At 46.2% G+C, this 14288-nt stretch carries 14 protein-coding genes; 4 read left to right on the forward strand and 10 right to left on the reverse strand.

The window, feature by feature from the left end; translation table 11 throughout:
• Positions 1–43: 43 nt before the first annotated feature.
• The 7 genes from crn3 to QT998_RS00490 all read right to left on the reverse strand — a co-directional run bounded on the left by crn3 (position 44) and on the right by QT998_RS00490 (position 6703).
• Positions 44–373 (reverse strand): CRISPR-associated ring nuclease Crn3/Csx3, encoded by a 330-nt coding sequence (crn3, locus tag QT998_RS00460; protein WP_333091291.1) that lies wholly within the window; start codon positions 371–373, stop codon positions 44–46.
• A gap of 43 nt (positions 374–416) precedes the next feature.
• Complete coding sequence (locus QT998_RS00465; RefSeq protein WP_333091293.1) at positions 417–1346, reverse strand: DUF192 domain-containing protein; 930 nt, start codon at positions 1344–1346, stop codon at positions 417–419.
• Between the two features lie 19 nt (positions 1347–1365).
• The gene (locus QT998_RS00470; RefSeq protein ID WP_333113648.1) at positions 1366–3099 is read right to left on the reverse strand and encodes an NAD+ synthase; all 1734 of its coding nucleotides are present in this window, start codon (positions 3097–3099) and stop codon (positions 1366–1368) included.
• Positions 3100–3187: 88 nt separating this feature from the next.
• On the reverse strand, positions 3188–3481 hold the full coding sequence (locus QT998_RS00475; RefSeq protein WP_194012145.1) for an isochorismate lyase: 294 nt from the start codon (positions 3479–3481) through the stop codon (positions 3188–3190).
• Positions 3482–3885: 404 nt separating this feature from the next.
• Entirely contained in the window at positions 3886–4635 is a 750-nt protein-coding gene (locus QT998_RS00480) for an NUDIX hydrolase (protein WP_333091296.1), read from the reverse strand.
• Entirely contained in the window at positions 4596–5195 is a 600-nt protein-coding gene (locus QT998_RS00485; RefSeq protein WP_333091299.1) for a nicotinate-nucleotide adenylyltransferase, read from the reverse strand. Before QT998_RS00485 ends, QT998_RS00480 begins: the two co-directional genes overlap by 40 nt.
• A 104-nt stretch (positions 5196–5299) precedes the next feature.
• Positions 5300–6703 (reverse strand): nicotinate phosphoribosyltransferase, encoded by a 1404-nt coding sequence (locus QT998_RS00490; protein ID WP_333113645.1) that lies wholly within the window; start codon positions 6701–6703, stop codon positions 5300–5302.
• A gap of 541 nt (positions 6704–7244) precedes the next feature.
• Here QT998_RS00490 and QT998_RS00495 point away from each other — a divergent pair.
• Entirely contained in the window at positions 7245–7394 is a 150-nt protein-coding gene (locus QT998_RS00495) for an isochorismate synthase (RefSeq protein ID WP_333091302.1), read from the forward strand.
• Positions 7395–7760: 366 nt separating this feature from the next.
• Here QT998_RS00495 and QT998_RS00500 read toward each other — a convergent pair whose 3' ends face one another.
• A complete protein-coding gene (locus QT998_RS00500; protein ID WP_333113642.1) occupies positions 7761–8459 on the reverse strand; it encodes a diacylglycerol/polyprenol kinase family protein in 699 nt (232 codons plus the stop codon).
• 97 nt (positions 8460–8556) lie between these two features.
• On the opposite strand from QT998_RS00500, the gene QT998_RS00505 reads away from it, so the two are divergent.
• Positions 8557–8844 (forward strand): putative quinol monooxygenase, encoded by a 288-nt coding sequence (locus tag QT998_RS00505; RefSeq protein ID WP_228042730.1) that lies wholly within the window; start codon positions 8557–8559, stop codon positions 8842–8844.
• Between the two features lie 13 nt (positions 8845–8857).
• Here QT998_RS00505 and QT998_RS00510 read toward each other — a convergent pair whose 3' ends face one another.
• Positions 8858–9805: a glycosyltransferase family 2 protein gene (locus tag QT998_RS00510; RefSeq protein ID WP_333113638.1), complete on the reverse strand. Its 948-nt coding sequence runs from the start codon at positions 9803–9805 to the stop codon at positions 8858–8860.
• 251 nt (positions 9806–10056) lie between these two features.
• On the reverse strand, positions 10057–10527 hold the full coding sequence (locus QT998_RS00515; protein WP_333091306.1) for a tetratricopeptide repeat protein: 471 nt from the start codon (positions 10525–10527) through the stop codon (positions 10057–10059).
• Positions 10528–10602: 75 nt separating this feature from the next.
• Between QT998_RS00515 and QT998_RS00520 the strand changes: the two genes are divergently transcribed.
• Together QT998_RS00520 and QT998_RS00525 are read left to right on the forward strand one after the other, a co-directional pair.
• The gene (locus QT998_RS00520; protein WP_333091309.1) at positions 10603–12024 is read left to right on the forward strand and encodes a glycosyltransferase family 4 protein; all 1422 of its coding nucleotides are present in this window, start codon (positions 10603–10605) and stop codon (positions 12022–12024) included.
• 41 nt (positions 12025–12065) lie between these two features.
• Positions 12066–13985, forward strand: coding sequence for a hypothetical protein (locus tag QT998_RS00525; protein WP_333113636.1), 1920 nt, complete (start codon positions 12066–12068; stop codon positions 13983–13985).
• Positions 13986–14288 lie beyond the last annotated feature (303 nt).

The raw sequence follows: 14288 nt of genomic DNA on the forward strand, positions 1-14288 counted from the left end.
CCTATAAATACTAAGAGTAATTTACCCAACATTATCTAATTTATTAATTTGGCAAACTCAATTTCAATACCTGTCCGACTAATACTTCGTGCTTGTGAGTTGCTACCACCACCGCACCTTCCAATCGCGGATCGTAACATCCAACCCAAGCTGCAGGATGGCATTCGTGCACTAAATACCCGTACAGCCAAATAGCTCCTCTACCTTCAATGACAATTCCTTGGCTGAATTGAACGCCTTCGGGAATTTTCAAACCTTGTAAATCATCGGGTGTGATAATACCATCTTGAGTGGCAATTCGCAAACGCAAATGTTGGTAAGCTAAACCGTCTTGAGTTTGATTGGGGATGATTTTTAATTCAATAGGATTCATGGGACGCACATAATGTTGAATGCTGTGTAAAATAATATGCTTTTTAGGGTAAATTGGGAATCCGATCGCCAACTTTGAGTCCCAATTGGGCCGCCCTTCCGCCTCTGAGTTCAATAACTCCGTCAACGGGAACATCCGGGCCGTAGTTGGGGCAGGTTTCGCTCAAACACGGCGGTACGTTAGGAATTATCGCCTGCACTACGCCTTCCCGCAGAAAAACCATATCGAGCTCAATAAACACGTTTTTCATCCAAAAACGCACGTTTCGCGCGGGTTCGATGGGGAAAAGCATTCCCCTGTCGTCTGGCAATTCTGTGCGAAACATTAAACCTGTCGCTTGTTCTTGGGGAGTTTTCGCCACTTCCAGTCCGATCGCGCGATCGGCTATAATCGTGTTAACCGAAATTGGCAAAAGCTGACCCATATCTAGTCCGCCAAACAGCGCAATAAAGTTGGATTCAGTCAGATTAGGGTTTCCCGAAACAACTCCTAAATAGTTGCCAGAATTTTTATTTTGCATAACAGTTTGGTTGTCTGAAACAAAAATGTTCAAATCGCTAAACTTTATGTTATCAGTCAAGACAATTTTATCATTGCCGCTGCCAAAATCTGTAATTACATCAGCTTCATTAATAGTAGGTGCGGCGGAAGTTGTGTCAATCACAAATAAATCATCGCCCGCGCCTCCTGTCAAGATATCCTTACCTTCACCGCCGATTAGTAAATCGCTACCCCGATCGCCATTAATCCAATCCGAATCTTGTCCTCCATAGATTGTATCGTTTGAAAGACCTCCGAACAGGGTATCAGCACCTTCATTTCCCGCGAGCAAGTCATTGTCGCGATCGCCAAAAATCAGGTCATTTCCCGCCAAACCTTGAATCGTATCATTACCTGCAAATCCTCTAATCGTATCGCTGCTGGGGCTTCCTAGGAGAAAATCGAAGCCGAAAGTACCGCCGATGTTAACCATTTAGTTTTTAATGATGGCTTTAATAAAAGGAAGCTTTGGCGATCGGCATTCGCCAACCGGTACCAAAAGCTCGATCGCTAATTTTCAAGCCAGGGGCTGCTTGTCGCCGTTTAAACTCCGATTGCCTGACTAATTTTACTACAAATTTAACCACCGCTGCATCGTGTCCGGCCGCCACAATTTCTGAGACAGATTGGTGATATTCGATCGATCGCTGCAAGATATCATCCAAAATATCATAATCCGGCAAAGAATCTCGGTCAACTTGTCCAGGTTTCAGTTCAGCACTAGGGGCTTTACTAATAATATTAACCGGAATTATCTCCTTGCTAGGGGAAGGAGACGGAGGCACTTTTCCTGCATATCCGCCAGCATTCAGCCACCGACAAAGCGAATAAACTTGACTTTTCTGCACGTCAGAAATTACCGCCAATCCGCCATTCATATCGCCGTAGAGAGTGCAGTAGCCCACCGACATTTCTGATTTATTACCAGTGGAAAGCAGCAAATGTCCGAACTTATTAGAAATTGCCATCAACAGATTACCTCGAATCCGGGATTGAATATTTTCCTCAGCAATCCCGAAAGTTGTATTGACAAACAAATCGGCGAGAGTGCGATCGTAGGATTTCATCAAGTCGCCGATCGGCAACAGTTCGATCGCCATACCCAGATTTTGGGCTAATTCCAAAGCATCATTAACCGAATGATCCGAACTGTAAGGAGAAGGCATTAATACCCCCAGCACATTTTCCGGCCCGATCGCGCAACAGGCGATCGCCGCCACCAAAGCCGAATCTATCCCGCCACTCAAACCGAGTACAACCTTAGAAAAACCGCACTTGCGAACATAATCTCGCACTCCCAAAACCAAAGCAGCCCAAATTTCTGGATCTTCCAAGGGCGGATCGAAACTTAAATCAGTTGCAAAACTGGAATTTTGCCCCTTCCCGCTGCTAATTAAATCTTGTTTTTTTTCGTGATATTCCAGCACGGCAAAATCCGTTTCAAAAGAATTCAACACCTGAATCAAATCACCCTTTCGATTCACCGCCAAACTGCTGCCATCAAAAATAATATCATCATTTCCCCCTACCTGATTAGCGTAAACAATCGGTATTCCCCAGCGAATGACACTATGCTGCAACATCGCCGATCGCACTTTCCGCTTCCCAACAGAATATGGCGATGCCGACAAATTTACCACCAAATCCACCTCCATTTTTGCCAAATCAGCAATCGGATCGCCCGAGTAACTGCGTTTACCCCAAAACTCCCGATCGTTCCACAAATCTTCACAAATTGTCACGCCAATTTTCAACTCGCCAATAGTAAAGTAATTGCTACTTTCTCCCGGTTCAAAATATCTATCTTCATCAAATACATCATAAGTAGGCAACAAGCGTTTATGAAAAACTTGTTTAATAGCACCATCTTGCAACAAAACAGCGCTGTTAAACAATGCTTTTCCGCCTAATTGAACAGCATGAGCATTAGGTACGACAGTACCGACTACAACCGTCAAATCCGGCGGCAAATTCCGCGCCAGGTGCTGCAACTGTGCGGCGGCGGCTGCAATAAAACTCGGTTCGATCAATAAATCGCGCGGCGGATAACCAATCAGAGAAAGTTCCGGTGTTAGCAATAAATTTGCACCTTCCACCCTGGCTTTTTTCGCACACTCCAGAATTAGATTGGAGTTGCCCAAGATATCACCAATAGTAGGGTTGAGTTGTGCGATCGCAATTTTCATATTACCAATTCACCTCATAAATATTGCTAACAGTCCGCCGGCGCGGACTCAATTTCCTAATAGTTCTAGATGTGAATTTAGGGAAGCATTAGTCAGACTTGTAATGTTTCAACTCTTCTTCAATATAATAATTTACCAAATCGCGGTAAATATTTTCTACCACATCAGGGTTCAAACCCGATTCTTTAGCCCACTCGCGCCGCTGCTGTAACATATCATGAAAGCGATCGGCTGCTCTAACGTTAGCTTCACTCGTTTTGAACCTTGCTGCTGCGATGACGTATTTAAATCTCTTGCTCAAAGCGTCGATCACTTCTCGATCGATAATATCGATTTCCTCCCGCACTTCGTGAATATTGGCGCATTCATCAGGGTCTTTCATAACCGTCACTCCTTCATAGCTTCTATTCTTATCTTACTAAATCGATCCCCGAATGTCAGTCTATTTTAGATTTTAGATTGAAGAATTTTAGATTGATTCCATAGATGAATCTGGGACATTGAACAAGAATTGAAAATTAGGCTTTCCACTACTTAATATCATTTTTCAAAACTCGCGGAACAAAACAATTGTTAGGCTCGTTTATTCTTCCCGATAAGTAATATCCTGTCCGTTCGATTGACCGCAATCAGCAAGGTTCCTAAAGGTTCGCAGTGCGGACGGTCGCCCGCATTACGAACGGCATAATTTTGGATAGCCACACACCATACAAATACTTCTCACCTTTTTGAAAAAGGCTATAAGTCGGGGGCTGTCGTTTTTGGGCTTTGTCATCCAAGAAACATTTAGATAAACACCAGTGGCTTATTTTTGAAAGGAGCAAAAGCTGCCGCATCAAAGCGGTACAAACTAGCAGGGCGGCCGGCCCCCCGCGAAACTTTAACTTTGGTGTCGCATAAAAAACCCAATTTCAACAATCTAGCTCTAAAATTAGAATAATCCGAAAAATTTTCTCCTAAAATAGTAGTATAGAGTTGATACAAATCGCTCAAGGTAAAAAGCTCCGGCAAAACTTCAAAAGCTACGGGACTGTATTCAAGTTTGTTACGCAGTCGCCGGTATCCGTATTCGAGAATTTGATTGTGATCGAAAGCTAGCTTAGGAACTTGTTGGACGGGATACCAAGCAATGCCGCCGACGCGGTGGCTGACACCGGCAACTACACTCCCAGCAATTAATTCAGCTTCTTCAAACCGAACCAAAGCAAAATAACTCACCGAAAGATAGCGATCGCCCCTGGTAAATTCCCGAGGATCGCGCCCCGCTTCTCCAAAAGTATACAGTTGCTCCAAATACAAATTTTTAACCCGGATTTTTTCAGACAAAATTCGGTAAGCTGCTTGTTCGAGAGACTCTCCGTGTCGCACCAAAGTACCGGGAAGACTCCAACAGTCGATAAACGGTTCGTCTTGCCGCATTACCAACAGCACCAACAAGCGGTTCTGCACGGTATCGACGGAGAAAATCACATTATCTACTCCTACTTTAAAGTCAGCTAATGAGCAACCTTCGCTCTTTTTTGTGCCTCGTGCCATGCGTACAAATGCTCCCTATTTATGTAATCTTCGATGGTCGGAGTCAGGGCTTGGGTGTCTCCTGTTTCGCGATAGAAGGTAGAAGAAACATTGGGACCACTCAAAGATGCGATCGCCACCTCTGCACCCATGCGCCTCAACTGCCACAAATCTATTTGCTCTGATGGATAACCGGGTCGCGGTACTATCAGCAGATCAACTTGTTTTAACAATTCTTCAAATTTGTACCAGCGAGACAGTTGCCCCACTAAATCAGAACCGATTACCAGTGTCAAATCTGCATTAGGCCACAGCAATCTTGCTTGTTCCACGGTTTCCACCGTCCTCGGACTGCTGAGTTCTGGATGCAAACAAAGATTGTGTCTCGGCGAATTAATTTCTTGAATCATTAACAGCAGCATTGCCGATCGGTGTTCTAGAGAAGTTTGGTGCGACTTAAAAGGATTGTCCGATGCCCAAACTGCTACCCAATCAAAATGTTGAGAAAGCCAACTCAGAATTGTTTTGTGTCCTGCTGTGGGTGGATCGGCACTGGTTCCAAAAAGAGCAATCTTCTGCATAGGGAATCGGTAATTGTTGACTGTTGACTGTTGACTGTTGACTGTTGACTGTTGATTGATGACTGTTGACTAATGACTACTGACTACTGACTACTGACTAATGACTAATGACTCTTTTTCGTTTTTTGGGTGAGACTCTGCAAATCTGTAGAAATTTCCACCTGCAGCGAAATCGGGTTGTCAAGTTGGCGAGTTTCGGGGCGAAGACTGGCGACAGAAGCAGCAGTTCGTTTCGCGATATCGTCCAAACTTTCAGGCTTTTGCACTCGTTTGCCGTCCTTGACAACCAATTTCATTAATGGTATATGAGAATCGCAATTATTAATATTTTCTCCCGACAATCCCAAACAATCTCCGAGAATTTGCCCATTTTCAATATGTCTAAAAATTTGCTTTTTTCCGGGATATGTTACCTTGTCGCTTGCCTCTTTCATCACCGGAATCCCGTCAATTTCCACCAACTTATAAACACCGTTCACAGGGGAACCGCTCACCAACTTGGTTCCCAAACCGTAACCGTCAATGCAAGCACCCGCACTTTTTAATTTAGCAATTTCTCGATCGTCCAAATCGCCGCTAGCAAAAATTGGAACCCCAGGCAGGATCGATCGAACTTCCCGAGACAGCACCGCCAAATCACCCGAATCCAGCCGCACGCCTTCCAACTGCATTTCACCGCTGTTTACTCGATCGGCCAAGATCCGCGCCGCTGCCACAGTATTATAAGTATCGATCAGGAGTGGTGCCCCCGGAAAACAGCGGTGAAAAGCTGCAAACGCCTGATTCTCGCTACCTTCGAGGGCTGCCACAGCCATTACCAAAGCATGAGCCATAGTACCTACAGGTTTGCGGCCCAACTTCAAAGCAGCCAAAACATTAGAAGTTCCGTCGAACCCAGCAGCCAGAGCAGCCCTCGCCGCCCACACAGCAGCTTGCGGCCCAAAAGCCCTGCGCGTCCCGAATTCCAGCAACTTAGCGTCAGGGCCCGCCACATCCCGGAGCCGTGCAGCCCGCGTCGCAATCAAAGTTTGATAATTTATCGCATTCAACAAATAAGTTTCCACCAACTGAGCCTGCCACAGAGGAGCCTCAATTCGCAGCAGCGGCTCATTGGCAAATACCGCCGTCCCCTCCGCAACCGCCCAAACATCCCCAGTAAAGCGAGCTGTGGCGAGCAGTGTCCAAAATCGCTCCGGCGCACCTGCAAAAATCCCAGTGGACTGCAAAGCTTGAATTTGCGACTGGGAAAACCGAAATTTCTCCAGATAGTCGAGAACTTGAGCCAAGCCCATCGCGATCGCATAGCCAAAACCCTCTGGTAGCCGGCGGGCGAATAATTCAAAACTCGCAGGGCGATCGTCGATCGCTTCCCCGACATAACAAGCCGTCATCGTTAGCTGGTAGAGATCGGTCAACAGGCTGTAATCTGCTGGGGAAACGGTCAGTTCCTGGTCTTCTAAGATTTTCTCAAAACCTGTGAGGTGCAGGCTTTCTGTCGCAGTTTTCATAGCGAAAAACCCCGGACAAACTTATTTATTTAATTATAGTGATAAACACCATATCTTTTTGTAAATCTTTGATAAAGATTGCTGATACTATATTGCTTTTTTCTTGATTGCGCTCTTGCATAGAGGGTTTCAGGTTAATTTGCGGATTAAGATTATGGTATTTTTAATAAAAACAGCCAATTTGAGTTTGTAGGGTGTGCAGCGCGCGATCGTGTTGATTTAGAAAGGCGCGGGTGCATCGGGAGTTTTTGGGAAAGTATTTTTGGGGTTTGAGGGCGATCGTCCAAGCTCCGCAATTTTTACATTCCTGGACGCATGCGGGGTCAAAAACCCGGTTTCTGAATCAAGCATTTCTCGGATCGAGCGAAGATTTTTCAGAGAAACCGCGTTTTTTGCGTCTTGGACTATCTTAAAAGCTTCAGGTTGCTTCGATGTTGCGGACTAATAAGTAATTCAAACAAATATTGCTAAAGAAACCCCAAGACCGAAATTAATAGTAATATAAAAAGTATCAGAAGCAATGACAAGAGAGGCGGATGTAATGAATCTTTCTAAATCTTTGGCAGATGCGATGCGTTACGTTTCCGAAGCCGCGATGAGAATTTTTAAACGGAACGATGACGATTATCCCAATACAGGAGTTCAGCCTTTTGAAGGTACCCCACCCAAAGGCCATAAAAAAGACCCGTGATCGGGCGAGCGGGTAGTTTCTAGCGAGGTAAGCAAAGACATTTGCCTCAATCAACAGCGCCAAGTTTTTCGACTACTTTTAAATATGTTCAATTTTTCCCAGCTAAACTGTGTTTGGCTGGGATTTTGCTGTGAAAAATAGATAAGCTGTTGTGCAAATAAACATTGTATATTTTGATGACAATCAAAAATAGTCAAATCCTCTCCCCCTCTTTACCCTGAGCGAAGCCGAAGGGCGCTTCTCCCCCTCTCCCCCTCTCCCTCTCCCCTTCTCCCCCTCTCCCCTCAATCGCTATACACAATCTATATGAGCAACAGCTTATTGGTGGCGTTGGTGTTTTGAGTTCGATCGGAACCCAAGTCCTGACTAGGAACCAATTACCCAAAATTGATTGAGGAAAAAGGCGATCGCCGCACTGCCAATCGGTACAGTCAAATTATCAATTCCCAACTTAGAAACCGACTCCAAAGTAGCAGCAACCAAAGCCACAATAGCCGACACAACCAAAGTTTGCCAAATATTGCCGCCAGCAGTTAGCAAAATCAAACTGCTAACTGCAAAACTCACCAAATACATAGTTGCAGAACCTTCCCAACTCTTCTGGATTCCCCAAACTCGATAAATATGTTTGCCGTATTTTTGACCGATGACAGCAGCCAATCCGTCCCCCCAAGCCATCACTAAAATGCCCAAAGCTGCGTATTCCTGATGTTGCAGCGGCCAAAACCAAGCGACGAGAACGCTAATACTCACAGCATAGAAAAAAGTCCCGAAACTTTTGCGGTTGATACTGTTAAGACTGGGCAAAATCGGCAGTTGGTAGGAAATTAGGGCGATCGCACCTGCTAAAACCCCCGCCGAAATTCCCACCCAGCCCGGTATTTGCAGCCACCAAGCCAGCAAAATCACGTTCCCAGTACCGATGTGAACCACCTTCCGGGATACCTCTGCACCCACAGAAGTCAAGCGGTTTAACCCCTCAGCTACCAATAAAATCACACCCAACCAGGCTCCCACGAGGGAAATTTGCAACCACACAGTGGGAATTTCAGAAAATATAGACACGATAATTTAGGAATAACTTCGATCGGACACTGTTTACTACTTTACAGTCGTCTATTATAATTGACAGCATAACAAAATCAATAGGAAAATAGATTTTATGACTGTGGAGTATGTATTAATTATTCATGAAGTAGAAAATTATCAAGCTTGGCAAAAAGTATTTCACAATGCTGAGAACCTGCGAAAAGAAGCTGGCGAGCGATCGTATCAAGTTTTGAAGTATGAAAATGAACCCAACAAAATTGTTCATTTCAGTGGCTGGACATCAATAGCAGATGCCAGGGCATTTTTTGAGTCTCCGAGACTGGTGAAAATTAGAGAAGAAGCGGGAGTTAAAGCTCCTGAGTTTGTATATTTAGAGCTATTAGAGTCAGGAGTCTTATAACTCTGATTGATGGTTATTTTATCAACTGCCGCACAAACTTAAACGCCCTGGGACGCAACTCCACGGGTAGCAGCGACAATCCCAAACCCGCCCACATCTTCGCCTCAGAAAAAGACTTTCCAGCCTGCACCATTTGTCGCCCTTTTGCAGTTTCACCCACCTCAATCAGCCGCAAACCAAGCGCTAATTGAGTTTCCGCGAGCCTTTTGAGCCTGACTGTTTCGAGCTGCTCTGACTCAAATTCGTAGCCGGTCAAATAGCGCAATTTATCGCTCAAATACGGAATTGCCCGATCGACTCCTTGTTGTTCTGCATGAAATCGATACTCCATCAATAACTCTGGCAAGTAATAGCATTTTTTGTTCGCAATTGCAAGTCTCACAAACAAATCGTTATCTTCACAGTTTTGCAAATTCGGCCGCAGAAATCCTACTTCTTGCAGCGCGGGGCGGCGAAACAAAGTCGCCCCTATTTGCAAACTCTGTCTCAGAAAAACTGTCGAGAGCAAATCTTCAATAATTCCAGCGGATAAATCGGTGCGGCCCCACCGCTGCGAATTCAGTTTAGTCTCGGCTTCGTCAATATTGTTGTGAATGTCGATCGCCCAGTGATCGGTACTGACAAAATCAATGCTGGGGTCTTTATCTAAAATAGCAGATGTCCGCTCCAGAAATTGCGCTCTCAGGCGATCGTCATCGTCAAATTTGATAAAATATTCGCCCCTTGCCTCCGCAAAGCCCGATCGCATATTATTACTTTTACCGATATTCTGCAGGTGACGAATGTAGCGAATTCCTGGCCCTACAAATTCTGACATTAACAGCGGAGTGCTGTCAGTCGAGCCGTCATCGCAGACAATTAATTCAAAATCTGTATAAGTTTGATCTAACACGCTGGCGATCGCACTAGCCAGCAAATGCACTCGATTGCAAGTAGGAATGCAAACGCTAATTTTCGGCACAAACAAAAACCATTTTAGATTTTAGATTTTAGATTTTATATCTGAAATTTTAAACTTTAGACTGCCCCAAATTAAAGTCTTCCTTCTTCCTGATGCCCAATCCCTCCGCTTCGCGCTCGCCCAATGCCCAATGCCCTGTTTGCCCTGTTTGCCCAATGACTAATGACTTCTTCCTTCTGAATTCTGACTTACATCCGTTACATCCGTTACATCCCGTACATTGCTCGTTGCCGAACTTCCTTCTTCCTTCTTTAACTCAAACGAGCCGTACATTCAAGAATTAACTTTTGATTCACCAAAGCAAAGGGTTGAATTTCCAAAGCGCGGCGAAAAGCTTGAATAGCACTCGTGTATTCTCCCAAGGCAGCGTAGCACAAACCAAGACCGTGCAGCGCCCCAAAATGTACCGGGTTCAATTTGAGGACAATTTCGCAATCGTGAATCGACTTTTTATAATTTCCTTGGGTATAGTGAAGTACGGCGCGCCGATTCCAAGCTTCAGCAAAATCAGGCGATTGAGCAATCAGTTTCGTCAGCAAATCCAAAGCGTGGCGAACATCGCCGGCACTTAGCGAAACTTGCGATCGCCTGAGAATTTGCATCCCATAATCACCCTTCTGGTTAAACCAAGTCCGCCAGAGTTCTGTAGTTGCCCGATCGCGCACGCTTTCTTCGGAATTTTTTAAGTCTTGGAGCAGCGCTTTGATAGATAATTCGTCCATAGTGAGAAGATTGTTAAAAAAGTTTTATCCGTCAATCTTATCGCGACAGCGGCAATTTGATTTATCCAATATCCCATGCAAATTTTGATACTTTCCTCGACTTTTCCCTACCCGCCAAGCCGGGGAGGAACTCAGGTAAGGACTTTTAATTTATTACAATACTTGAGCCGGCGGCATGATGTAATTCTCGGCACTGTGCGATCGCCCGATGTCACCGACGCACAAATCGACGCATTGCGAGGGCAAGTGACAGAATTGGCAGTTTTTCCCCACCCGCAGATACCCCCCCAACCCCCCCTTGCTAAGGGGGGGCTAAGACTCAATCAGGAGACTAAGGAAGGATTCTTGCCTCCCATTGCACCCCCCCAATTTCCCCTTGCAAAGGGAGGGCTAAGACTCAATCAGGGGCTTGAGGAGGGCTTCTTGCCTCCCCCCCTTGTTAAGGGGTGGACTGAGGGGGGGTTCTCTGAAATACTCGGAAAATTCCACAGATTCAGTCAATTTGTGTTATCCGGGACACCTCCAAACGTGCTCTCAAGCTACTCTCAAGCAATGCAGAATTGGGCTGACGATTTGGTAGCTGCAGGGAAATGCGATGCTGTTACCTGCGAACACAGCGTTAACGAGATTTACGTGCGTCCAGAATGGCGACAAAAACTGCTGACAGTGGTCAATATTCACAGTTCGGTTTGGGGAACTTGTAGGGAAATGTTAATCACCGGCACTTCCCAAAAACCTCTGCGCGATCGACTAAATTTGCCGCTACTCGCCCGCTACGAAAGACGCTACTGTGCCAAATTTTCCCGCATTGTCGCCACCACATCCACAGACAAGCAGCAACTCCTAGAATTGCTGTCGCCAGCGGGAAGACTCGGAGAAAAACCAGATTTTTTTGTGCCTCCGATTGATGTCATTCCTAACGGCGTGGATTTGACAGAATTTCCGTACCGGTCGATCGATCCGGGAGGACACACCTTAATCTTTGCAGGCGCAATGAACAATTTGCCCAATATTGACGCCGCCAGATTTCTCAGTTTGCAAATATTGCCTTCCTTGCAGCATCGATATCCCGATGCTACCCTCACTCTAGTCGGGGCTTCGCCAGTCCCGGAAGTGCTCGCCTTGGGGAAACTCCAAGGAATTCAAGTAGTAGGTCGGGTGCAAAGGGTGGCAGAATATTTGCATCAGGCTGCAGTTTGTGTGGTGCCGATGAGGATTGGTTTCGGGATTAAAAATAAAACTTTGGAGGCGATGGCTGCGGGAACTCCCGTGGTGGCGAGCGATCGAGGTTTGGAGGGTTTAGCCCTCGGTGGCGGCGCACAACCGACAAGGGCCTTGCGGGCGAACAAAGTTCAGGAGTATGTTGAGGCGATTACCAGTTTGTTTGAAAGTCAGCAACAGCGACAAGAGTTGTCCGAAAGCGCGCGCGCCCTCGTTGAAAGTCAATACACCTGGGATATCATAGGTCGGCAGTACGATCGACTATTGCAACTTTAAACTCGAAATTCTAAAATCTAAATTCTAAAATTGGACGGACGATGGAACACAAAATTAACCCCTCGAAACGCCGAGTCAAACCCCCAGAAAATTCAAAAGTTGCTCCTCCTCCTCCGACAAGACGCCGCCGCAATCGTCGCCCCAAAAAACTTCAAGACTCCCAGCTTCCCCTACTTCCTTCCCCAACTCGCGCCAGATATCCCTGGAAAAGACTCGTAGCTAATTTGACAGCCCTCGGCATCTTGTGCGGCTGTTCCGCTTTGATGGGAGGCGGCGCTTGGCTGAGTTACCAGCTAATTGTCGATCCCAACGGTAACAGGTTGGTCTCTCAGTTTGTCCCTGGATGGTCGCGCCTGCCTACCGGTAGCAGAGATTCCATCCAAACTCTGGCTCAAATCAAAGCCAGCATCCGCAAATTGGGCTTCATAACCGGCGAACCCCTACCGCTTCCCGTCGAGAAATCTGCAGATAATTCTATTGCCGATTTACTGTTGCCGGTGATGGTAGAAAGGACAGTTAATGCTTCTACTGTTTGCAAAAATCCTTGCCGTCAAATTGTTGAACTTCGGGTGTACAAGCGGGTGCAGCTTCCCGATCGCGATTCCGATAAAGAGCAGTATTTTCAGTTAGCAAGTTCTGTGAGTGTAGAAGGCCCTGCCGAATCTTTTGTGATTGCTTCTTTAGCTGACTCCCAGTCCGACAATCAAGCCTCCAATCAGTCGCTACCCCTAACAGAACTGCGCCGCTTTGACGGCAAGCCCCCCGCCGAAGGTATTTGGTTTAATGTCAGCGGTAAACTGGTGCGCGGCGACAAGAAAATTCCCTACGGACAAGTCATTCGCTACAACCCCAGCCAAAATCATTTAATCTCGCTGTTGGATTGGGTGAGTGCGGCCGGACAACCGCCGAATTGGCAGCAAATTGTGAAGGGTTCAAATCCGCAATTGGCGATCGACCAAACAGTTGGTTTAGAGCCGCAATTTACCCTTTATCAAATTGGCCCGCGCAAATTTGTGCCGAACCCAGTTCAGTTAACTCCGATTTCTTTAGAAGAATTTGCCTTGAATGACGAGACTTATAAAAACGGGCTGCGATTGGCAAAAAGTGGGCTGTGGTCTCCAGGATTAAATGTCATGCGTATTGCTAAGGGTAAAGCCGGCAAAAATTGGCCCGCACTCGCGCAAGCTCAACTAGAAACGATCGAATTTCACGCTAAAATTACTCGTGCTCAGGCGATCGCATCTTGGGCCAGTCCCGGCCAACAAGTGCTCGCAGAATTGATCGACGGCCGCTGGAGTGAAGCTTTGCAAGTATTTGAAGCCGATCCCAGCAACAGTCACGAAATTGCCACAACCCTCAAAAATGACGGCGGGCGGATTATGAACCGCGTAGATGCCGCCTTGCGAGTCAATGCCGCGGACGGCGATGTCAAGGCTTGGGGCGCTCTGATTTTAGCCTCTCAAGACGGAACTCGCGAAGCGATGAATTGGCTCGACCAGCAATCAGATACCGACAGCGAAACTAGAAGTCGAATTCGGAATTTGGTCAATAAACTTGATGAAGCAGTTTCTCTGGCCCAAACTTTAGGAGACCACAAAAGTCAAATTATGGGTTCTGCTACATTAATTAACAATATCAACCCTGCTGACTGGCTGGAACCCGCAGCCAAAAGCGAGTTAAAATTGACCCCAGAACAAGTTTGGTATCAGGTGCAAGTAGCGAGTTTTTACGACGGCATCCGCTGGGTTAATTCGCCCTTTCGAGATGTAGAAGTGCGCTCTTTTCCCGATACTCAAATTAAATGGCTCTGGGGGCGGCTGGGCTTGCAGGCTGACCCCAAGATTAAAATTGAGGTAGCGATGGCTAACGGTCAACAAAGAGTCGCTGTCGGAACGGTGAAAGCGGTGCAGATTCAAGACGGAAGTCTGCGCTTGCTGGCGGCCGTTGACAAGCGATCGTAATCAGGCAAAAAGCATTCTGCTGGGAAACAATCTAAGACACACTCTTGATATCATGTCCCATCGATTGACAACAATAAGATGTAGTTAGTAAAAATGTGGTTCGTAAATATCTGGTTCGTAGTGCGGACTTTAGTCCGCTCTTAAACTGCGAACATTAGTCCGCACTACGAACTGTAAAGATGTGCTTCGTAGTGCGGACTAATGTTCGCTCTTTTGTCCCAATCCCCCGATCAATTTCGGAAAAAAATACAGAGAGCAATTTTCTTAATTCAATTTACACAACTCGCGCCAACAACAGCCAGA

The organism is Microcoleus sp. S1D4 (assembly GCF_036700765.1).
Taxonomy (GTDB): domain Bacteria; phylum Cyanobacteriota; class Cyanobacteriia; order Cyanobacteriales; family Microcoleaceae; genus Microcoleus.